Source organism: Endozoicomonas numazuensis, from assembly GCF_000722635.1.
GTDB classification, from domain to species: Bacteria; Pseudomonadota; Gammaproteobacteria; order Pseudomonadales; family Endozoicomonadaceae; genus Endozoicomonas_A; species Endozoicomonas_A numazuensis.
In genome coordinates, this window is sequence record NZ_JOKH01000002.1 from 1,171,322 (window position 1) to 1,193,815 (window position 22,494).

Annotated in this window: 20 protein-coding genes; 6 read left to right on the forward strand and 14 right to left on the reverse strand. The window is 45.2% G+C overall.

What is annotated here, in order from left to right; translation table 11 throughout:
• Positions 1 to 182: 182 nt before the first annotated feature.
• The 14 genes from GZ78_RS12390 to GZ78_RS12455 form a co-directional block, all read right to left on the reverse strand.
• Positions 183 to 1,031 (reverse strand): helix-turn-helix transcriptional regulator, encoded by an 849-nt coding sequence (locus GZ78_RS12390; protein WP_034835885.1) that lies wholly within the window; start codon positions 1,029 to 1,031, stop codon positions 183 to 185.
• A gap of 146 nt (positions 1,032 to 1,177) precedes the next feature.
• The gene (locus GZ78_RS12395; RefSeq protein WP_081869812.1) at positions 1,178 to 2,551 is read right to left on the reverse strand and encodes an undecaprenyl-phosphate glucose phosphotransferase; all 1,374 of its coding nucleotides are present in this window, start codon (positions 2,549 to 2,551) and stop codon (positions 1,178 to 1,180) included.
• Positions 2,552 to 2,626: 75 nt separating this feature from the next.
• Positions 2,627 to 3,505 carry a glycoside hydrolase family 16 protein gene (locus GZ78_RS12400; protein WP_051786108.1) on the reverse strand — a complete coding sequence of 293 codons (879 nt, stop codon included), beginning with the start codon at positions 3,503 to 3,505 and terminating at the stop codon, positions 2,627 to 2,629.
• A gap of 8 nt (positions 3,506 to 3,513) precedes the next feature.
• Positions 3,514 to 4,434 (reverse strand): glycosyltransferase family 2 protein, encoded by a 921-nt coding sequence (locus tag GZ78_RS12405; protein WP_034835888.1) that lies wholly within the window; start codon positions 4,432 to 4,434, stop codon positions 3,514 to 3,516.
• Positions 4,434 to 5,366, reverse strand: coding sequence for a glycosyltransferase family 2 protein (locus tag GZ78_RS12410; protein ID WP_034835890.1), 933 nt, complete (start codon positions 5,364 to 5,366; stop codon positions 4,434 to 4,436). Before GZ78_RS12410 ends, GZ78_RS12405 begins: the two co-directional genes overlap by 1 nt.
• A gap of 17 nt (positions 5,367 to 5,383) precedes the next feature.
• On the reverse strand, positions 5,384 to 6,577 hold the full coding sequence (locus GZ78_RS12415) for a hypothetical protein (RefSeq protein ID WP_051786109.1): 1,194 nt from the start codon (positions 6,575 to 6,577) through the stop codon (positions 5,384 to 5,386).
• 77 nt (positions 6,578 to 6,654) lie between these two features.
• Positions 6,655 to 7,533 carry a polysaccharide pyruvyl transferase family protein gene (locus GZ78_RS12420; RefSeq protein WP_034835892.1) on the reverse strand — a complete coding sequence of 293 codons (879 nt, stop codon included), beginning with the start codon at positions 7,531 to 7,533 and terminating at the stop codon, positions 6,655 to 6,657.
• A 3-nt stretch (positions 7,534 to 7,536) separates the two neighbouring features.
• Positions 7,537 to 9,018, reverse strand: a complete 1,482-nt coding sequence (locus tag GZ78_RS12425) for an oligosaccharide flippase family protein (RefSeq protein WP_034835895.1) — start codon at positions 9,016 to 9,018, stop codon at positions 7,537 to 7,539.
• Positions 9,019 to 9,089: 71 nt separating this feature from the next.
• Entirely contained in the window at positions 9,090 to 9,977 is an 888-nt protein-coding gene (locus GZ78_RS12430; RefSeq protein WP_051786110.1) for a glycosyltransferase, read from the reverse strand.
• A gap of 1 nt (position 9,978) precedes the next feature.
• Positions 9,979 to 10,968 (reverse strand): glycosyltransferase family 2 protein, encoded by a 990-nt coding sequence (locus tag GZ78_RS12435; RefSeq protein ID WP_034835900.1) that lies wholly within the window; start codon positions 10,966 to 10,968, stop codon positions 9,979 to 9,981.
• A gap of 28 nt (positions 10,969 to 10,996) precedes the next feature.
• Entirely contained in the window at positions 10,997 to 12,223 is a 1,227-nt protein-coding gene (locus tag GZ78_RS12440) for an O-antigen ligase family protein (protein ID WP_034835903.1), read from the reverse strand.
• 10 nt (positions 12,224 to 12,233) lie between these two features.
• Positions 12,234 to 14,291 (reverse strand): GumC family protein, encoded by a 2,058-nt coding sequence (locus tag GZ78_RS12445; protein ID WP_034835906.1) that lies wholly within the window; start codon positions 14,289 to 14,291, stop codon positions 12,234 to 12,236.
• Positions 14,291 to 14,845, reverse strand: a complete 555-nt coding sequence (locus GZ78_RS12450; protein WP_081869814.1) for a polysaccharide biosynthesis/export family protein — start codon at positions 14,843 to 14,845, stop codon at positions 14,291 to 14,293. The genes GZ78_RS12445 and GZ78_RS12450 overlap by 1 nt, the downstream gene beginning before the upstream one ends.
• Positions 14,846 to 14,870: 25 nt before the next feature.
• Positions 14,871 to 16,025: an outer membrane beta-barrel protein gene (locus GZ78_RS12455; RefSeq protein WP_034835909.1), complete on the reverse strand. Its 1,155-nt coding sequence runs from the start codon at positions 16,023 to 16,025 to the stop codon at positions 14,871 to 14,873.
• A gap of 957 nt (positions 16,026 to 16,982) precedes the next feature.
• Between GZ78_RS12455 and GZ78_RS12465 the strand changes: the two genes are divergently transcribed.
• The 6 genes from GZ78_RS12465 to GZ78_RS12490 all read left to right on the forward strand — a co-directional run bounded on the left by GZ78_RS12465 (position 16,983) and on the right by GZ78_RS12490 (position 22,479).
• Complete coding sequence (locus GZ78_RS12465; RefSeq protein WP_034835913.1) at positions 16,983 to 18,044, forward strand: PTS fructose transporter subunit EIIC; 1,062 nt, start codon at positions 16,983 to 16,985, stop codon at positions 18,042 to 18,044.
• An 82-nt stretch (positions 18,045 to 18,126) separates the two neighbouring features.
• Positions 18,127 to 18,438 (forward strand): PTS fructose-like transporter subunit IIB, encoded by a 312-nt coding sequence (locus GZ78_RS12470; protein WP_034835915.1) that lies wholly within the window; start codon positions 18,127 to 18,129, stop codon positions 18,436 to 18,438.
• Positions 18,439 to 18,870: 432 nt separating this feature from the next.
• Positions 18,871 to 19,557 carry a thermostable hemolysin gene (locus tag GZ78_RS12475; protein WP_081869815.1) on the forward strand — a complete coding sequence of 229 codons (687 nt, stop codon included), beginning with the start codon at positions 18,871 to 18,873 and terminating at the stop codon, positions 19,555 to 19,557.
• The gene (locus tag GZ78_RS12480) at positions 19,554 to 21,005 is read left to right on the forward strand and encodes an AMP-binding protein (RefSeq protein ID WP_034835918.1); all 1,452 of its coding nucleotides are present in this window, start codon (positions 19,554 to 19,556) and stop codon (positions 21,003 to 21,005) included. Before GZ78_RS12475 ends, GZ78_RS12480 begins: the two co-directional genes overlap by 4 nt.
• Positions 21,002 to 21,676, forward strand: coding sequence for a TenA family transcriptional regulator (locus GZ78_RS12485; protein WP_034835920.1), 675 nt, complete (start codon positions 21,002 to 21,004; stop codon positions 21,674 to 21,676). Before GZ78_RS12480 ends, GZ78_RS12485 begins: the two co-directional genes overlap by 4 nt.
• Positions 21,676 to 22,479: an SDR family oxidoreductase gene (locus GZ78_RS12490; RefSeq protein ID WP_034835921.1), complete on the forward strand. Its 804-nt coding sequence runs from the start codon at positions 21,676 to 21,678 to the stop codon at positions 22,477 to 22,479. Before GZ78_RS12485 ends, GZ78_RS12490 begins: the two co-directional genes overlap by 1 nt.
• The last annotated feature ends 15 nt before the right edge of the window (positions 22,480 to 22,494 follow it).

Consider the following 22,494-nt stretch of genomic DNA (forward strand, 5'->3'; position numbering starts at 1 on the left):
TTCTCCCTGTGCAAAATACGTCTGTTATTAGCACTATAGAAAAAGAAAAATAACTGTGGGGGGGACTGTCAGAAACCTGACGATGAGAATGAAAGATAAGGGAAATAATTAACTGGAAAGGAGAAACTCTGTCACAGGGTTTGATTGGCAGGAAAGGCTCTCATCCTTGAGAAGTTCGTGATTCAGGCAGCATACTTGGCCCGATATTCACCCAGAGTCATGCCGGTGTGCTTACGAAAGACCCGCCCCATATAACTGCTGTCTTTGAAGCCAGTTCGAGCGGCTATTTCGGACATGTTCATCTGATATTGACTGAGCAGCATTTTGGTACGGTCAATTCTGACCAGGGTCAGATATTCATTGAATCCCATTCCACCTTCTTCTCTGAATAAGCGTGAAAGATGGTTAGGAGAAATACCATACTCCAGAGCCACTGACTCACGAGAAATCTTGGCACTGAAGTTTTTCTGAAGATACATACTAATGGCGCGCCATTTATCGTTCGAACGTCCGGCATGTGAATAACGATGATCTTCAATTTTACCCCTACAATACCTTAACAAGCCCTCAGCAATACAGGATGCAGTCCCATTATCATGAGCAGCAAGAGCCGATTCGCATAATGCCTTTTCAAGATAGAGGCCTTCCTGCTGCATAGGTTCAGGCACACTACACTTGATGACAGACGCTGCTTTAGTCTGATAATCACTGAAGGTTAGGCTCATACCGATTTGATAATGGCCAAATAACAGGGTCAGTACTTTGCCCTGGGTATTCCAGTCTGGTAAATCCCAGGTTTGTGACGGTATATAAATCACATCACCCTGCCGGGCCTCTATTTCCAGATACTGTCCTTTGTGACCAATCGCTGTCAGGTAGGTTCCCTCCAGTATTACCACCATTCTGGCAAATTTCACCAGAAAAGCATTTGGAGGGTATTCATCGGTGTGCGAAGCAAACCAGATACGTCCGAGTCTTCCCCTGGAAAGAAAACCGTCGATCTGCCTGGCAATCATGGCTGATTTGAGCATGGTGATTTCTATTAAATTTCAAGTCACGTGATCATTGGTAATCTTCTTCTCTAAAGTGTTGATATACATCAAGAGATGTTTGTTTTCTAAAAGGCCTTGATAAATTAAACAGAGCATTGCATCAGAAATGTCAGCTATAACTCAGATCAATAAGCTTTATCACTAATAAAGCCCTTGAATACTGTCTTGAAAACGATTTTTATATCAAGCCATAAAGACCATTGCTCCAAGTACTTAATGTCGAATTCAACCCGTTTCTGCATTTTCTCCAGAGTATCCGTTTCCCCCCGGTAACCATTAACCTGAGCGAGACCCGTAATACCCGGTTTGATTTTATGACGCTTCATATAAGAAGCCACTTGATCTTTATACTGCTCGTTATGAGCTACAGCATGAGGTCTGGGCCCTACAATAGACATTCGTCCCTGCAGTACATTGATAAACTGAGGCAATTCATCAAGACTGGTACAACGCAGAAAGGCTCCTAGTCGGGTAATTCTGGGATCGCCCTTAATGGCCTGTGTCACCGAGCCTGACTCCTCCTGATGCAGCTTCATTGATCTGAATTTATACACCTTGATCTTTTCTTTACCTTTCCCGTAACGATACTGCTTGAACAAAACCGGTCCAGGTGAAGATAACTTTACAGCTAGCGCAATCAGAAGGCAGAGAGGGCTGATAAGAATTAGAATCAAGGATGCGATAACAATATCTTCTGCCCTCTTGAGAATGCTGTTGAAGCCATCCAGAGGGCTTCGAGTAATGTCAAATGAATAGATATCACCAATAGTTGTCACCTGATGATTAATCAGCGGTAGTTCGCTCAAGCCCGGCATATATTGAATGTCGCCTGTTTCATGCCTCAGCGTATGTACAATATCTTTCACTGCATCACTGCAGTTCAGTGGCAGAAAAATCCAGTAAGCATCAAACTGCTGACCTTCATTAATCCTGTTTTGTAGCTGACCCAGAGCATCCTCAAGATTCTCGAAATAAATCGTATCTTTAATCAGGTAGCCTTCACTATTAGGCTTTAGAAACCGATCAACTGTTTTTTTGAAGCCTGCACCCTTTCCGATAATCAATACTGAACGAGTATTTTCTTCTCTGGCCCAGTATCGTTTTACAGCTACAGAAACCATCGAATAAAACAATACAGCCAGAGTTGCATGAGTCAGCATCCATATTGATAACCAGACTCTTGAATATTCATGGGACATTTTGAATGCAACTAAAATCAGGAGTAAACCACTGAATGCCATAACAAATGCAGTAGAAAGCTTTCTGATTTGTTCAAGCCACGGATATCGATGCCAGGAACTGTTTGGACCAAACACACCAAAAGAGACTACGGCCAAAAGTGAAAAAATGATAATCAGTGTCTGGTAAGATTCAGGAAGATTCAAATCTCCAAAACGCATCAAATAAGCAAACCAGCCACTGGCCAGCGCTATAAACAAGTCAGAAAGCACAAAGAGAAGTAGAACGCACAAAGAGCGTCTATCAGATGAATCGTACATTTTTATTACAGCCTTTTTCTGAACGAAAGGTTTAGTGCTTTGCCATCTCTTTATGATGGCGAACTTCAGCGGTTGTTAGTGTTGATAGATGCGGACAAAATCAATGAGGAACTGCTGAGGAAAAACGGCACGATCGATGCCTTCTTTGCCTCCCCATCCCCCTCCAATAGCCAGGTTTATAATCAGATACATGGGGTCATCAAAAGGCCAGTCAGCAGCACTGCCTCCCTCCTTCTGATAAATGAAATATTTCTGATCATCAAGGTAGAACTCTACAGTGTCACTGGACCACTCCACAGCATAAGTATGGAAGTTCTTCCCTGTGTCACTGACAGAAATAGAACCTGTAGCCGCATTACCTTTTTTGTGATTTCTATTGCCAGTATGCAATGCGCCGTGAATACGGTCTGGTTGATAGCCGACAAATTCCATGATGTCGATTTCACCGGTCGCAGGCCAACCCACTTCTTCAATACGAGTTCCCAGCAACCAGATTGCAGGCCAGACTCCTCGACCTTGCGGCAACTTTGCCCTGACTTCGATTCGTCCATGGGTCCACTCAAATCGGGATTGAGTCGTCAGGCTTGCCGATGTGTAATAGTAAGCTTCTTGTTTACTGCCAGTCTTTCGGCACCACCACTGGATAATCCGATTGCTGGATGTACAGGTATTGGTATTGGCATCTGCACGCTTTTGCTGGTGAGCCTCAATAATGAGAATTCCGTCTTCTACACGAGCATTTTGCTTGTCTCTGGTATAAGTCTGCAGTTCAGAATTACGAATATAGCCTTCTTCATAGTTCCATTTCTTATTATCAGGCAGACCTGTGTAGTCGAACTCATCCTGCCAAACCAGCTTCCATTCGCTGGCGGAAGAAACATGGCTCACGAACAGGGTAAAGAGAGTCAGCCATACCCTGACACTGCAAAAGCCTGTTGTTTTCTTTTTTTTCATGGAGGTTTTCAAGTGTAAGATCGAACGGTTCCACCAGAGAACAAGCCATAATAGAAGCCATATCCGTGGGATAAATCACACAATGATTCAAGAGGGGACTTGCTCGAAGCCAACCCATATAGAGGCAGGGTCAATAAGCCACGAGTCAAATAAGCACTCCCTTTAAACAGACAAGTGAATACTGCTTTTTTTCTAGACTTATTACAGCGTTCAATCATTAATCCAGTGGCCCCCATACGAAACGTTCTTCTGACAGCCCACTGAGGTTTAAGCCTCTCACCAGAGATATACTCACTGACAACCGCCTTTTGGCACCAGTAAATAGAAGCACCGGATTGCGTCACCCTCAAAAACAGCTCCTTGTCTTCACCGCCATGGATCAATTGAGTATTGAACTGAAGCCCCTTCTGATGCAGAAAGCTCACATCCATCAGGATGTTATTGGTAGCCCCCCAACTGACTTTCTGGCCATTGCTGATTTTCCGTTCATGGTAAACAGGGGCATTCCTGAACATTGGTGATGTATCATCAGGGAAAATAGCTTTCTGAGGCCCTGTCACTGCCTGACATTTGTACCTCCTGACCGTGCAAGCCAGTTGAGCAATCCAATCCTGTTCAGCAAAGGCATCGTCATCAATAAATGCCAGATGGCTGAAGCCAAGCTCACCTGCCAACTTAAGAGCCCGGTTTCTGGCATAAGGGATACCCTGCTTACATTCAAGCTCATGATAGATATGAACAGGAGAACGCTTTCTCAGTTTTTTAATGATGGACTGCACAGATTTGTCCGACGCCAGATTATTCTCTACCACTACTATAGAAAGCTCTGTCTGGTCAGGCAGATTCTGCTTCATCAAACTTTCCAGACATTGAATAAACGTCTTGTTACGTGTACCTGTGGTGAGGGTTGCTGCCAGAATTTTCATCATTAATATCCCAGCCATCTTTTTCGCACAGGAAGCCAGAGCAACATGGCACTTCTGGGTGAATTAAACACAAGCTCCAGACCTTTGAGCATCTGCCTGCTTTTGATATAACGTACCAATTGCAGAAAATCACGCCCTCGAATCAGGTTTCTGGTTCTCAAGCCCTGAGCTTTTTCACTCTCTTTTTCCAGAGAAAACTGAGATAAAAAACGCTCATCATTGGCAAGAAGAACATGGATATCTTCTACATTCATCGTACGGGAAATAGAGTCTGTACGGATGGTATAAACATAACCAGACTGTTCAGCCATTCTGGCTTTTGCTCCGTGAGCTAGGCAGGACGCCAAAAAATAATAATCTTCACCGATTCTAACCTCTGGCCAATAGGTTATTTGGTTTTCCTGTAAAAACCGTTTGCGAAAAACAGGCTTCAGATAACCCGTTGATTTTATGTTGGTAAAAATCAGATTGGTTGATATCAGATGCGACAAAGTGAGCTCATCGGCTGGTAGTTCACCCTGGTTGAAAAAAGGAACGTGCTTGTCATCTCCATGGTGTTGTTCAACCACAGGATCGATAAGAATATCGACTGTTTCATCTGCATGGCTCAACAAGCCAGCAAGACGGCCCGGTAGAAAATAGTCATCCGAATCCAGAACCGCAATCCACTCTCCTCTTGCTGCTGCAAACCCGAGATTTCTGGCAGCGCCTGGGCCCCCATTATTCTCTGACTGAATTAGAACAACACGCTTATCTTGATAAGCTTTCACCACTTCAACCGTATTGTCTTCAGAAGCATCATCAATCACGATGACTTCAACCTGAACATTTTCCTGACTCAGAGCAGAATCAATCGCTTTTTGGATGAAATCAGCAGCATTCCAGGCGGCAATGACCACCGAAACACCCACATCGGAAACTTTACTTGAGGTCACAGCATTACTCCTGATGATTAATGAGCATTAACCGAACGACCGAAAAACTTTTTAGCCAGGCTTATTGAGTGCCTGAAAACGTATCTGCTACCACTGGTGCAGAAGCGAACCAGAGACCCTAAATGAGACGACAATGGAAAGCGAAATGACTTTTTATTGGCCAGCAGAGCAATTTCCCTCTCCAATGGAGCCCTGCTTATAAGTATCCTGCTGCAATACCGGTCTTTGTGCTGTCGATAAACCTCCAGATCGAAAACTTGGGAATACTTATCCAGCTCACCGGCTATATCCAGTGTTAACAACGTTCTCAAACACTTTATGCATTGACTGCAATTACCTGCAACTTCATCCCCTACACAAACGTCTAAAGACGTATAAGAATCTTCAACACCTGCCACTCGAATGGTTTTTTCAGCCCGTGTGTACTCACTGCCCACTGAGAGCGAACTCAAAGACTCAGTAGACAACATGGGTAACGCCATTAAGTCACTGTGTGCCATAGAATCGGTTTTACCGATGAAGACTTCCGGATAAGCATAGGCAGAGCCATATAAGTAACGACCTATCCCTTTTTGAAGTAACAAAGCGACTGAAGTATTTCGTGCTGTATGCGTTTGCATAAAATGCAGTCGATCACAATAAAAGTGGTCGAGGTTTGAATTAACCTTGATGAAAGGCAGCCCTATCTTGTCAGCAATAGGCTTCAACGCTTCGTAACGGTCATTAAAGAGCACTTCCGGGTTCGTTTTTTTACCATGTGAACCAACATTGTTATAAATCAGATGAGTCACTTTGAAGCCAGGCAAAACATCGGCATAGAAGTAGTCAGCAAGCGTGCAGTATGAATCAATGCCGCCTGAAAAACCGGTTGCAACTCCTCTGCTCTCATAAGATGTTTTGTCAATCTCATCTACAAAAATATCGATCAACTGAAGATGAGGCATAATGCTTTTTAGTACGTGTTGATAAGACCCAGACAAATGATGATACAAGTGCTCTGAAACAACACCTTCAACCTTGATAGGCTCCCCCCTGTCCATTGCTGGTATCAACAAAGCCAATAAAGCAGCATCTGCCCGATCGGACACCAGTTCTGAGAACTCATCCGGAAGGGAGTATTCCAACTCATCGTTGCCCAGAGCATAACTGATTCTTGCTGTGTACCTGGTGAAACCACTACTGCGGGTTACTTCCGGTTTACTGATTATCATGATCAAACATCTTCAATTTTTATTATTCTGTACTGGTCAGGGTCTTACTAGCTCTCTTTTCGTAAGTAGCTAGTCATTCAAACTTTAACGGGGGCAACCGTTGATAAAGCATCTATTGCCTGATGCGCTCTGCTCTTGAAAGTGGCTTCATTACTCAGAAAGCCCGACTCTTTTGATAAATGACTCAATCGACTGGCAGCGTCCTTAACGAAATAATGCTGAGTAAAAGACAGAACTCTTTCTGCAAGCTGACTTTTTCTGCCTAACCCGGTCCCACCTGCAGTTTTTGCCCAGAGATCTCTTATACTTGAAACAGGCATCGACCTGAACTCCAACGTCATTCCTAATGACTCACTCCAGTCATACCACTTATTTCTATGCAAGCTTGCCAATGGTTCAACAGCAAGCCAGGGCGTTCTGAGAGTATCTGCCAGAATGGCTCCATGCATGGCTTCCGAAATCAGCAGCTCACTCTGCTGAATATCATCCAGTACTTTCCTTACCTCAGCACGAGGATCAATAAAGTGAATACCTGCGAGCTCACAGGCTCTCTCCCAATTGCCTCGTTCGATACTCTGAAAATGAGGCATAAAGCTCGCTTTAAACTTTTTTTCCATCGATGGTCTGGCAACAAAGTGAGTCAGGATGGCGGAGTCTGTAATCGCAAGATTCTGCTCTAACCCTAACCGGGAGGCTGTTCGGGGTCCTCGTACAAAACAGAACTGCCAGTTACCGTCATGCACGTCTGGCAAATCGGTATAACCTCCATAGCCTGAGCCTACAACCAGCTTTTTTGCAGCAGGATTAAAGTCATTCCAGATGATGGACCCCACCCCCAAAAAAAGTTGAGAGTCATCATCATTGAAAAATCCAGGCTCAATGAGCTCATCCCACAAGATGCTGTTCAGCTCATCCCCAAAATTAGGCACTTCACCCCGGTAATACGTTAACTTCATTGATCACCTGAAAATTAAATTCAAACAGCATTCAAGCTTGTCAAAAAAAGGCTGATATCTGGGCATCAAGTCACAGAACATTGCTTTGACCCGCTGATAATCCAGCAGCATAACTACAAAGAGGTAGATGAAAACTGCGATAACAGCATCTATTAAAAGGTGAATGACCGGATACAATTGAAAAGTGTTCTCAGTCATATAAAGAACGACACTGAACGTAAGACAGCCCAATATCGCCACCCGGATATTGTTCAGATATTTCGTCAGCGTTAAATCAAGCAAATCGCAGGATTTGACCATGGAAATAGTACAGAAAATAAACTTGCTGAATACAAACACAAGCAACAAAAACTGCATTCCCTGTGACGCTGCCAGAGCTGTCAAAGGCATGATAATCATCAGCAGTGTTACCTGCCTCCTGACCCACCACTGGGCATGGTCACAGATCAGAATAATGCTTTTCTGAGGAACTCCAAGGGCAATGCTGAACAAGATAAGACAGAAGGCCTGAAAGACACCAACAGCACTGCTCCATTGCTCTGTAAACAGAATCTTGAAAATCAGGTCGGCTTCAATAAACAGCAATGTAAATACCGGAAATAGAAGCATGGAAGTCAGATAGACAGAGCTCTGAAATGAGGCTCTAACTCGCTCAAAGTCACTTTGTTGAGACGCCAGCAATGGAAAGTTGACATCATTTATCGTGCCAATGCAGATATCACTGACTATATCAGACAGACGCTTGGCAACATTAAAAAAGCCTAACTCCTTATTACCGAGAAATGAGCCGATGATGACAGAATCGTAGTGTTTAGCCAGTTCAGACAGCCCGGTTGTCAGTGTACTGTACCAACCGAATGTAGCCATCGACTTAAGTATGTCGATGGAGAAATAGCACTTCAAATATTTTCTTGTGGGAATAAACACTGCAATAAAATTTACAACAGCCAATATGACCTGAGACCAGATCAGTGACCAGACTCCAAACCCGGAATGAATCAGGGCAATAATGATGGCAGCGGCCAAGAAGGTAGATACTGTTACCCTGACGGCAATAGTTGTGTACTTCTGCTCTCGAAGAAGTACCGCATTAAGAGTATTGAACAGACCGTCAGCCAACAGTTTGAGACAAAGGATTCTCAACGCCAGATTGAACACGTCCGTTTGAAACTCGAATAGAGACAAACAACTAAAACCCATCAGAACAGTGCTAATCGCCAATGCAACAAATAAGTTGAACCAGAAAACACTGCTAATATGTCGGCTATCTATTTCTTCAAACTTTATCAATCCATCTCGCCAACCACTGGGAAGCAAGCATGCTGCCAGAAAAATCACGGCCAGCGCAAACGCTACCAGACCGAAATCTTCAGGACTGAGAATCCTGGCAGTGTAGGTAAAAACAGCAAAGGTGATGGCCGGAGGGAAGAATTTGCTAATAAATAGCCATATTACGCCCCGGGTCATTGTACTTTTATCAGACATACTGACTACTTAACCAGATTAACCCAGGAATCCATGGGTTCTATTATTCTTCTTATGTTTGAAGCGTTGGATTAATACTGCTTCAGGTCATCTCTTCCAATGAGTTTGGAAGCCACTCCCAGATGCAAGCAGCTTCGAAGCAGCCAATAGTTTCTCTTTACAGGATAAATCGACAACATCAAAGCGCTAAAAAAGCAGACAAGAACCTTAATTCCCGCCTTCACCAACTCAACAGCACCCATGGTTTTTCTGTCAGCTACCAACAGCTGACCATGAGATTGTCCTGCACAATATCGCCTTTTAATCAGCCAGCTCAATGTTGCCCGGTGTGCAGGCACTTTTTCATACGCTATAGCGTCATCGTCATAAACCAGTTTTGCCCCCTTTTTGTATAGCCTGGCAAAAAACTCGGTGTCTTCACCGCCTGTCTGTCCCAAAGACAGATTAAATCTCTCACCCTTTACAATGTCAGATTGCATGTCCAGAAGCGTATTACCGGTATAGCCTGTCTTGATCTCACCTTCGTCATACTCAGGTTTTGTCGTATGAAGGTCGCACTGCCTCATCCATTCAGGACAACCTTCAGGGTATACAGCCATCACAGGCCCAAATACAACCTGGGCTCCCGACTTTCCTGCCCTATCCAGCATGGCTATCAGCCATCCTTCAGAGACTTCTTCATCGTCATCAATAAAGATCAGATAGTCTGAGTTTTGATTTTCGAGACAGGCATTTCTGGCGACCGAGATATTTCGATAAGGGGCATGTACATAGGTCAGGTTCAAGCCGGTTTCCGCGGCAATCGCCAAAATGCGACTTTTCATTACCGGCTCCAGATCATTGTCAGCCACCCGTACTGATAATGTCATTCCCTCTGGGACTTGCTGCCGGGCCAGAGATTCCAGTGTTTGCCTGATAGCAGGACGCTGAAAAGTACAGATGGCTACACATACGTCCATATCAATACGCTCTACCCTGAAGTCGACGCATTAAGCCTGCTGTCACTTCACGACAGAACCCTAATGACCACCCCATGTGCATGGCAGCAGCGGCCAGCCCTGACAGACAACTGTTCAAAGAACGATTCCGAACCCCAAGCAACAGGCCATAGCCAGCACAAACGAGACACCATAAAGCGACTGGAAGAAAAAAAATGTTGCTGACTGGAACCAGTAACAACAGAAGAACTGACGGAAATACCAGCATGGGCAGAGCCTGACGTAACTTCAAAGATTTTTTGTGCTGTAGAGTGTGACTGGCCACTCCCACACCATTTCGATGATATTGAGCAAACAACGAAGCCAGCGTTTTTCGTGGGTAGTAGCCCATAACCGTTTCTGCGGTATGCCAGATTCTGTAGCCTGCCTGAATGAGTCGATAATCCAGCTCAAAATCCTCATTCGCTACATAAGACTCGTCATAACCCCCAACAGCCCGAAATGCTGACACTCTCATCAAGGCATGGTGACCATGATCAACCCATTGCCCTTCCTGTATTGCTTTTCGATGTGCTGAGCCTCCATTACCCAGTCTGGAATTCTGGGTAATCGCCACTACTTCCTGAAACCGTGAATGTCCACAGGTTTCCATAGAAACCACCACAGAATCAGCCGACTGTTTCTTGAATTCATCCATCAATCTGGAGATAAAATCATCAGGATAAGAAGCATGGGCATCCAGCCTAATAAAACACTCATAGCTCTCCCCATATTTTTCAATAGCCAGATTCACGCCAGCACTTTGAATTTTTTTGGGGTTATCCAATAGACTAACCCTACTGTCCTCATCTGCTAATTGAGCGACGATAGAACGCGTTCCATCACTGCTGCCACCATCAGCTATTACTATCCTGCTTTTTTGATAGTTATCCAGAATCTGTCGGATTAACGGTTCGATATGCTCAGATTCATTGAGACAGGGAATCACTACCAGAACATCTAGTTCGGCCATACTTTAATCCTGCAAAACGGCTTTATTACTAATAGACAACGCGGATGGGTTTTATTTCTGAGTGTGGACTCAGATAAACCCAGGAAAAGCAGATAAGCAGCTGCATCATAGAGAACTCTCTGAACCAGCTGACCTCAAGAATGGTCTGTGAAAGCATGAAAATGAATATAAATACGGCATAGCTTTCACGACTACCCAAAGCAATAGAACGTCGCAAGAGAATCCTGCGACACTGAATAAGAATGACTGACAAAAAAATGGTGAACCCAACCGCTCCCAACTCAATCAAAATATCCACAAACATATTGTGAAAGTTGAACTTGGCTCCGGATGCAAAGTTCAACGCTTCCCAGATATCTTCAGCAACATTATTTCCCTGATAGAAAACCGCTTGAAAACCCGTCCCAAAAATCGGGTTTGACCAGAAAAACTCTAACCCTCTCTGCCAGATATAGGTACGGCCTGTCAGAGTGGGGTCTTTGTTCAGGCTGTACATGAGCTCATCGAAATACCCTTGTGAGACAAAGATCACGATGGCAATACCTATACAGACAGCAGCAAGAATCAGGAAGAAATTCATAGCTCTACGGCTAAAACTTCTCATGTTCCAGTTGAGGTACAAGATGACAACCAGGCCAGCAACAACACTCATGATCACAGCCACCAGCCCACCCAGAGACTTGGCATAAATCAGAACGACGAAACTGGTCAGCATCAACAAAGCGCCCAGCCCTCTGAAAACCAATCGGTGACGACGACTAAACATCAGTGTCAGGCCAGTAAAAATGCTCAAGCCCGAGTGCACAGACAAAAAATTCTTACTCTGGTAGATCCCAGTCAGAACCACATCCTGAGTCAAGCCATTAATCGCAGTCCTGCCAAAGAACAGAGACATCAGCATGGCTATCAACATGGCGCTGGCTGCTGCAGAAAGAAAAGTATCGTCTTTGATCGTTTCGGCCAGCACAATGGCGATAATGCTGGTCAGGAATAACTGAAAACCACTCCTCAGACTCTTACCTGGCTGATCAGACCAGAGAAAAGACAGCATACTCATAACAGGGATCAGCAAGATCACCCAATGTCTTCGACAAAATGCCAGTGACTGTCCATAGTCAAGTATCACAACCAATATCCCTGCTGCCAGAAACACCAGCCCTGCCAATACGCCAAACATTGAATTGAACATTAATGAGAAAACAATGATGAAGGCGAATGCGAACTCTTTAAGTTCCGATCGGTTGACAGCAATCAACGTCTTACCCCTATCCCTTATACAGGGTTCTGGATGGGTCAGCCTTGTTGAGAATCACTCCAGCCATATCAGCTCCTGACTGGATGATCCGAGCAATCCCAGCATTGACGCGTTCAACATTGAGTTTCCCTGCCCCGACTATATACAGAACACTGTCACAATGTTTTGCAACAACCAGCGCGTCACTCACCTGCTCCAAAGAAGGACAATCTACAAAAACATAGTCGTATTGATCTCTTAATAGACCCAGCAAGTTTGAAAACTTTTCTGCAACTAGCATCTCCTGAGCATATACTGTCTCACGCCCTGCCGAAATAATGCTCAGCTTTCCATATCGAGCTGTACAGCTTTCAACCTGAGCCTGACTTTCCAGAATATCAACCAACCCTCCTGTGCAAACATCACTCTCGAGATAGTGATGAATAGCTGGCTCTCTCAAATTGGCTTCAATATAGAGTGTTCGCCCCAGCTCTGCGAAAGCCAGAGCCGTATTAAACGCAACACTGGTTTTTCCTTCTGATGCAGCTGTTGAGGTAACTGCAAATACCTTGTGATCCAGACTGGAGCGGTTCAGGTGAATGCTAGAGCGAATCGTTCTGATAGCTTCGGAATAAGCATCTGAAGAGACTGGAGAAAACCGCAGTACTTCATCTCTTTTACGTTTGGAGAACTTTTTGTCAGGTACTACGCAAAGCAGTGTCTGATTGAGTTTTTCTTCGGCATCTCTTGCTACACGAACAGTGTTATCCAGCATTTCTCTGATTATCACCAGAGCCATCGATAATATAAAAGCAATGACAGCGCCCGCCAGAACAATCAGCTTTTTTATCGGACTGCTCGGATTCAAAGGAACGAGTGCTTCATCAATAATTCTGGCATTACTGGTGTTCAAATCAGAAGTAGCCTGGGTTTCGCCAATACGGGTAAAGAATACGTCGTAAAGATCTCGCTTCGTTTTAACTTGTCGCTCCAGCTCATTCAAACGAAACTGCTTGCGGTTGATCGCCTGCACCCTGCTTCTGGCTCTTTCAACATTGTCTTGAATCGCTTTCTCGTTGGACAACACAACCTCATACTCACGCTCAGCACCTTGGACTATTTTCTTTATCTGTTTCTGGATGTTTTGATTAATACTTTCAAGCTTACTGAGAGCCGATTTCATCTTCGGGTGTCTGGGTCCATAACGACGGGAGAGCTGCTCCACTTCCCGCTCCAGAACTGATTTGTCTTCTTTTAGTCTCTGTATCAGGCCGTTTTGAAGCACAATAGGCAAAGAGCCCAGGCCTTCATAGTTGTCCTTACCGGTATTTCTGATTTGAAGATAAACACTTTCAGCTTCAGCCAGCTGCCCCTGGATAGATGCCAGAGACTGGGTGAGTGCAGTCAATTCACTCCGGGATAACACCAGTTCTCCCCCCAGGTCTATTAACCCTTCCCGCTCACGATAGCCCTGAAGAGCTTGCTCCGCCTCTTCCAGCTCTGCAGTCAAATCCTTGAGTCGAACCTGCATCCAGTCTTTAGCATTCGTCGTGACAGCCAGCCTTGAATCCAGCCAGGTTTCTGTGTAGGCATGAGCAATAGCGTTAGCAGCACTAGCAGCTAACTCAGGGTTTTCGGACTGATATGAGATATAAACAATCTGGGTTTTTCTAACCGGACTGACAGAGACGTTCTTGGCAAAATCATTCAGCAGGATATTGTAGTCCTGCTCAACATCGCTCAGTGAAATCTTTTCCTTTTGTATCAAGTTATTAAAAGCTCGCTCCATAACAGCTCTGGACTTCAGAATCTCGTATTGAGTATTCAGGTAAGTATCGCTACCAGCAATGCCATAAATATCCTTAATCGAAATGATGCTCTTATCTCTATCCTCAATCATCAAGGTAGCGGTTGCCAGGTATTGAGGCTGAAGACTGATTGCATAGAAAATGACCGCTAAAGTTACCAGGCCTGTGAATGCTGGTATCAGCCAACGATAAATCTTCAGCACACTCAGCAATTCACTGATAGAAATAACTTCAGCATCTCTGGGTTTGACGACGGTTGAATACTGTACAGGCTGGTTCATTAAAAGAAGCTTTCTTGAATGTTTATGATATCACCTGGCTGAAGTCGTTCGTTCAGCTTGAAGGCCAATGTGTTTTGCTCTCCCTGAACATTTTCCCTGATCACGGTCACAGTTTTTTTAGCTGCGCGCTCTGTGAAGCCACCCGCTAACGCTACCGCTTTCCCTAATGTCAGGCCGGGCTCAAAAGCAAAAGCTCCGGGTTTCTTGACCTGCCCCCGAACAAAGAACTTTCTGTATTCAAGAATTCTCACAGTGACAACGGGCTCTATCAGATAATCACCTCTCAGCTTGTCTTCGATAAACGTTTGCAAACGACCTACCGATAACCCCCTGACTTTGATTTCGCCAATAAACGGCATGGAAATAGTGCCTGCATCACTCAGCCTGGTTTCTTTCAAACTCATTTCTTCCTCACCAAAAACAGTGACACTGATCCGGTCTCCGACACTGAGCTGGTAGGAAGAGCCTTCCAGAATATTGGACTGGCTCAGGGATAAAGGGGAAAACAAAGTGGCAAACAGAAACAGTTGGATGATTGTTATTATTTTTTTCACGTCTTACTTCCATATAACCTCTAGCTCAGAGGCTGATTTTTCCGGTCACTGCATAGCGGTTTCGAGCATACCCTTCAGGCTCAGAACCTTTAGTGACACTGTCTTCTCTTCTGACGGTGTACGCCCAGTTGAGTGATAGTGTGAGCCAGCGTCGTAGTTCATAGAAAAGACCTAATGAATATTGATAAACGTCTCTCTGTTTGAGTTTCGTTCCTGCTCCATTCAATACCCAGTCATCTGAATAACTCCAACCTACTCTGGTTGCTAATCGTGCTCTCCAGTTATGATTCCAGGAAAAACGAATAAAGCGCCCCCGGGTAAAGTCTGCACTTTGTGGCTCATCAGCATCTAAACCATAATTCTGACCAGCTGTCAGTTTGAATGTCGAATATGTTTTGGGTTTGTATACAAAACCCGTATCCCAGCCAGTGAAACCTTCTTTGCCTGCCAGGCTCGCATCAGTTGTCCTGAAGCGACGACCCAACTTCAAAGACAATGAAGTCTTGACGCTGAAATCCCAGTTAATACCAGCCAGATAACTGGTGATTTCATAGCCCGTATCATCCAAATCAAGGTATTGTAGAGTACGACGGGAAACCTCGAATACTGCATCTGTATCAGGCATCAACTGGAAATAAAATGTTGTTCCGTAGTCTTCAACCTGACGATCATTGAAACCTTCATCGCTATAGTTTCTTGTGTTCATCTGGTATACAAAATCTATCCGGGCTTCTGCCTTCTTGGAGCCAAAACCATATATTCCAGATATTGACTGCTGCCTGTATTCAGGAAAAAGGGTGTTATCACTTTCATTTTCTGAACCAACATCATGAGATAGTTCATGAGATAGTTCATCAGACACCTTAAAGTTGACTCTATGTCGACTATTCAGCTCATGTTTGATTACCCCTGACAAGCTGTAATCAAAAAAGCTACCAGACTGAAATCTAGAATAATCACTTTTTTCGGCGCTGAACGTCAGTCGATAGACATTATTTTCTTTTCTGAAAAGGGTAGAAAACTTTGGACTAAGAATATAAACCGGAGAGCTTCTCTTTCTTTGGCTACGAAAGACATTATCGTCATATTTTACCTCTGCAGTTATCTCTGACTGCAAACATAATGAATCAAAAGATAGAGCGTTTATACACTCACTGCCCTTTACACCGGAAGAACTCATTAAGATAAGAAAGAAACTCTTATTAACTAACTTATAACGCCTTTTTTTCACAGATATGTTTTATCTCTTAAGAATTCGTAGTCCAAAAAGACTATCTTTTATTTATTGTTTTTAGCACGCTACCGCCCTTCAACTAACACCTTAATGTTGAAACGGCATAACAAGTAGAACAAAATTTATTTGTATTTTTATCTAAGAGATAAACCTGAGAACAACAACTTCTGTCACTCAAAACTTTGAGTTTCAGGAGGTATCTATCTGTATTACCTCGTCACTAACGGTCGTTATTTTTATGAAAGGCTTCACACTTTCAGACCTTTCGGCTTAAACCCAACTGAAAGTTCGACTAGCATGAATGTATCAAGAGTCCCTGTGCATCATGCAGAAACCCATTGTCTTATAGACATACTCACATATGTAACCAAGAGCACTTCCTATAGTGTTAACCCTCTGAAAAACAGGTATTAAACCCTATAAGAACAACACTAGGCGACATGCCGAAGAAAAAGTGTAAGGGTATTCCGAGGGCGATGATTACAAAATTTTCATACCATATCAATAAACAATCACTCTTGTATAACCACGAATTTAATAAGGTTTTTCAAGCCTGCTCTACAATATTGTTACAATAATCCTATAATCCTGTTTACTAATAACAACTTAATCAAGTTTGATTGTACGACAACACACACATAAAATACCTCTCTCAGAATTACCAACAGCTTATAGCATTGATTCTCTCCATAATTCCTATGACTGCATGCTGACTTATTCTTTGCAGGTCATTATCTTTGTTGATATGCGTCAACAAAGAATCACATTGCTACAAAAGTCCGTAATACGCTTCATTTATCAGATTTTCGTCCTCCCCCCCTTCTCTTATAGTTCCCTCAACAGCAACAAACTGTTCAAGTTTGTGACCTCTTATACAGCACTGGATGATGAGAAGGACTCGTTATGAAGAATGATCTTGCAACCCTGAAGCGGCATTTGCTGACAGGTACCAGTCACATGCTGCCATTTATCGTCGCTGGCGGTGTTTTGCTGGCATTATCAGTGATGCTGAATGGTAAAGGTGCCCAGCCAGAAGGTGCTTTCTTGACTGGCATCTGGGATATGGGGATTGCAGGCTTTACTCTTTTTGTTCCGGTTCTTGGCGGTTATATCGCTTACTCTATAGCAGACCGTCCCGCACTGGCTCCGGGCATGATTGGCGCTTACCTGGCGAATGCCAACGGTACTGGATTTCTGGGTGCTATCATTGTTGGCTTTCTGGCTGGCTACATCGTAAATCAGCTGAAAAGAATTCCTCTGTCTAATAAGTTCAAGGCTGTTTCTACTTACTTCATTCTGCCAATAGGCGGCACTTTTATTGTATCTGCCATTGTTATCTGGGGTATTGGTCAACCCATTGCTGCTCTGATGGAAGCTCTGAATGGCTGGTTGTCAGGCATGGGTGATGGATCAAAAGTAGCACTGGGGACTGTGCTCGGGGGTATGACTGCTTTTGACATGGGCGGTCCCATCAATAAAGTAGCCACTCTATTCGCCCAGACCCAGGTTTTCGAACACCCGGAATTAATGGGAGGTGTTGGTGTTGCTATCTGCGTTCCTCCTCTGGGCATGTTTCTGGCCACTCTGTTTTCAAAAAGCCGTTATAGCGATGAAGAGCGTGAAGCTGGCCGTGCTGCAGGCTTGATGGGCATGATCGGCATTACCGAAGGGGCTATTCCCTTCGCGGCTAACGACCCACTGCGCGTTATTCCGTCCATTGTTGCTGGAGGCATTGTAGGTAACGTAATTGCCTTCCAGATGGGCGTATTAAATCACGCCCCCTGGGGCGGCTGGATTGTACTGCCCGTAGTTGATGGACGTATGGGCTATATCATCGCCACCATAGCCGGTGCAGCCACTACCGCTCTGATCGTCAACATTCTCAAGAAACCGATCGATCAACGTTCTGAAGAAAAAGAAGAAGAACTGGATAACTCTGACGAGCTGGTGCTCGAATTCGACTGAATAACAAGGTGCTCCAACAAAACGGAGCTCCAGACACCTGACACTCACTTTCGCAGTTATAAAGATTAAATGGAGTACAACGATGAAAATGCTGGCTGTTACATCCTGCCCTTCCGGTGTTGCCCACACTTACATGGCGGCTGAAGCACTGGAAAACGCGGCCAGGGAAAAAGGCTGGGAGGTCAAGGTAGAGACCCAAGGCTCTTACGGGATTGAAAACCGTATTGAACTGGAAGAAGTAAGGGATGCCGACTTTGTTCTACTGACCAAAGACATTGCTATCAAGGAAGAAGGTCGATTCACCGGTAAACCGATTATTCGTGTGGGTGTGGCCGATGCGGTTAAGAAAGCGCCTCAAATTGTTGAGCAGATTGAGAAGAAGCTGAAAAAGTAATCCTGAATCGTGCATCGGCTCGTTGACCCAGCCGATGCAGATAATAAAGAAGCATTCAGATTGTTGCCCCCTCAGGGCCTGCTCTTATCAACCCATGACCTGAACGACAAACACCATTTAAGCGGGTAAGCGGGTAAGCGGGTAAGCGGGCTGTTTTGAGTCAGTTCCCCACTCTGACTCAAAACAGCTACCCACTCAAACAGCTCGCTTACTTACACACACGATTCAACTATTCAACTTAAGGCATGCTAAAAAGTCGTGCTTTTAGCGTAAAAACAAGACGATAGGCTGCTTTTGTAAAAGCACTTATTGCTTGAATCCAGCCTCACCTTACAAGCCTTAGATCATCACAAATATTCTCTCTCTTAATTTTCTCTTAATTCTGTCCTCATATCCTGTCTGACATCACAGATCACCATGGTGATATGAAGAGTGTCTACTCAACCTCAAACGAGTTTCCAGACATTGGAAACCCGCAGATTCCAGCATGCTCTTTCAGGTGACTCTCACAGAGAAGCGTTTGAGAGCCTGATCAGAAAAAAGTTCGCAGAACATCATGGTGCGATCATAGCCAGATTCCTGCCCATTCTGGTTGGTGTAATCGATAAGAATCTCCCTTCTGCTGTAGCAGGTATCAGCATAGCCAGTGAAGGGCCTTTACTGGTTGAATCATATCTCAAACAGCCTGTTGAATCAGAAATCAGGCAACTCTCTGATTATCGAATCGATCGCCAGCACATTGTTGAGATAGGCAATCTTGCAGCTTCCTCCACCCGAGCCTGCCAAGCGTTGTTTATTGTTCTGGCAGATGTGCTTTATCAGGCAGGTTTTAAATGGGTGATATGCACTGCTACTCCACTTGTTCAGCGACAACTGAAAACCATGCAGTTTCAGCCCGTTTTGCTGGGACAGGCAGATGGCCTGAGCCTTGGTGAGCAGCGTGTTTACTGGGGACGCTACTATGATGCCTCACCGAAAGTCCTGGCTGGAGCCATTGAACCTGCTGTTGCCCACATCCGTAGAAAACCTCACCTTCAAGGCACATTGGATCAGTATCAAGACGAGCTGCCTGCCATTGTGGAGGTCATTTCAAAATCAGCCAGGGAGTACGCCCGGTGAATACCGTTATCGATGCTCTGAAAAAACACGCAAACCAGATATCTAACAAGCCTGCTCTTGAAAGTGGTAGTAACACCTTGTCGTGGGAGAAGCTCTGGTTTGAAGTACAAGGCTTTGCAAAAACGCTGCAAAATCACAAAATTCGTAAGCTGGCGATCGATGCTGATAATGGTTTCGGCTGGGTGATAGCCGACCTGGCCTGTCTGGAAAGCCAGATTATTTCAGTACCGATCCCTCCCTTCTTTACTGCCAGCCAAAAAGAGCACCTGCTGAAAACAGCCGGAGTGGATGCCATTCTCTCCTCCAGTATCAGTGGCAACCCCATTGCAGAATGCCATGACCTGTCTCTATTCAAACATAGGGTAAAGGTTAACTCACTCCCCTTTCAGAGTTGTCAGAAAATCACGTTCACTTCGGGCTCTACAGGCTCACCCAAAGGCGTTTGCCTGTCAGCAGAACATCAATTGAATACCGCACAAGCCATCAATTCTGCTATTGGTTCAGTGGAAGGTGACAAGCACCTCTGCCTTCTTCCTCTCAGCACTTTGCTGGAAAACATTGCTGGTCTGTATGTTCCGATTCTGAGAGGGATGTCGATTGCCGTTCCATCAACATCAGACGTTGGACTGAAGGGCAGTTCATCTCTGGATACTTCCAAGCTGGTTCAATCTCTAAGCCGGTTTCAGCCTGCCAGCCTGATTTTGACGCCTCAGCTTTTACTAGCATTAGTTGCGGCTACCCAGCAAGGATGGACTGCCCCGTCTTCGCTGAAATTCATTGCAGTGGGTGGTGGTCGTGTATCTCAGGGGCTTCTGGAGAAAGCCCACAAAATGGGACTACCGGTGTTTGAAGGTTATGGACTGTCCGAGTGTTGTTCTGTGGTCAGCCTGAACACTCCCAGAGCCTTGAAAGCAGGCAGTACCGGGCGCCCTCTGTCTCACTGCCAGGTTGAGATAAACAATGATGAGGTGGTGGTAAAAGGCAGCTGTTTTCTAGGCTACCTTGGCCAACCGGAAAACCTGAACGAAGCCGTCTTTACCGGCGATACCGGATATATCGACGCCAGTGGATTTCTTCATATTACAGGTCGTCGCAAGAACCTGCTGATCTCTTCATTTGGCCGCAACATATCACCTGAATGGCCGGAGAGTGAACTCATGCAGACAGGCCTCTTCAGCCACTGTCTGGTAGCAGGAGACAGTCGTCCCTTCTGTACCGCCCTGGTCAGACTTTTACCCGGTGTTACCGATGAGCAGGTTATTTCAGCCCTGAGCATTGCCAACCGACAACTCCCGGACTACGCACAAATTAAAGGCTGGACGCTCATGGCAGAGCCGCAGGCTGACCAATGGACTGCCAATGGCCGTCCCCGTCGAGACAAGATTCTTCAAGCGAACCAACGGGATCTCGATAAACTCTATCAACAGCTGCAGGAGCCTGCTGCATGAATTTCTTTGACTTACTGCAGAGCAATACAGAACTACAACGAGAATCTCTGCTTAAAACACCGATCATTCAGCGCTGCTTTCAACGCGACGTCACACTGGAAAACTATGTTGCCTTTTTGACCCAGGCATACCATCACGTCAAGCATACTGTGCCTCTGTTGATGGCAGCAGGAAGCCGACTTCCCCAAGAAAAGGAGTGGCTCCGTCAGGCGATAGCTGAATACATCGAAGAAGAACTGGGACACCAGGAATGGGTTCTTAATGATATCGCCGCCTGTGGCTTTGACAAGGAAGAGGTGCGCCATAGTCAGCCCCTTCCTGAGACAGAGATCATGGTCGCTTATCTGTACGACACTATAAACAGAATCAACCCTGTTGGTATTTTCGGCATGGTTCAGGTTCTTGAAGGCACCAGCATTCTACTCGCCAGTGCTGGCTCCAAGGTCGTGCAGGAAGTGCTGGAACTGCCAGACAGCGCCTTCAGCTACTTAAGCTCTCATGGGGAACTGGACATTGGTCATATGAAGTTTTTTGAAAACCTGATGAACAAAATCAACGATCCACAAGACCAGGCTGCCATTATTCACTGTTCCCGGATGATGTATGGACTGTATGGCAATATTTTCCAAAATCTGGACAACGTCATGCTGCCAGACAAGAGAGCAGCATAATGGACATTAGAAACAAAACCATTCTGCTGACAGGTGCCACCGGAGGGATGGGCTCGGCTATAGCCCAAAAACTGGCTTCTGAGGGCGCTCGGTTACTCCTGGCGGGCAGAAGACAGGAACGGCTGGAAGTTCTGCTTCACGCCCTTCCTGGTCAGCTACACAGAACCATAGTCGTCGACCTGGAAAGTCAGGAGGAGCGAAGTCAGCTGATCAACGTCTGCAAGAAAGAAGCTATAGATATTCTGATCAATAACGCGGGGATTTGTCAGTTTTCTCTGCTGGAATCAACTTCGGAGCAAAGCCTGAAAGCCATACTGGCTACGAATGTCGAAGCACCGGCACATCTCTGCCAGGCATTACTGCCCGTTCTGAAAAACAAGCCTGAGGCTGCCATCGTTAATATCGGCTCAGTTTTTGGCGCTATTGGTTACCCTGGCTACTCAATGTACTGCGCCAGTAAATTTGCACTTCGCGGCTTCACTGAAGCCCTTCGCCGCGAGCTGTCTGATACTGCAATTCGTGTACACTTGCTGTCTCCCCGGGCAACAGAGACTGATATAAACTCTCAGGCAGTCAATGCACTCAACCAGACTCTGGGCATTTCGGTTGACTCTCCCGATTTCGTGGCCAACGAACTATTGTCCCTGTTACTCAGCCAAAGGAGTCAGCAGAAAACCCTGGGGTGGCCTGAAAAACTGTTTTCCCGCATCAATGGCGCACTGCCGGGTCTGGTTGATGGCTCCCTTAAAAAACAACTGCCCATCATTCGCAAATACGCTCTGCTGAACCAGCAAAAGAGCTGACATTATGCAATCACT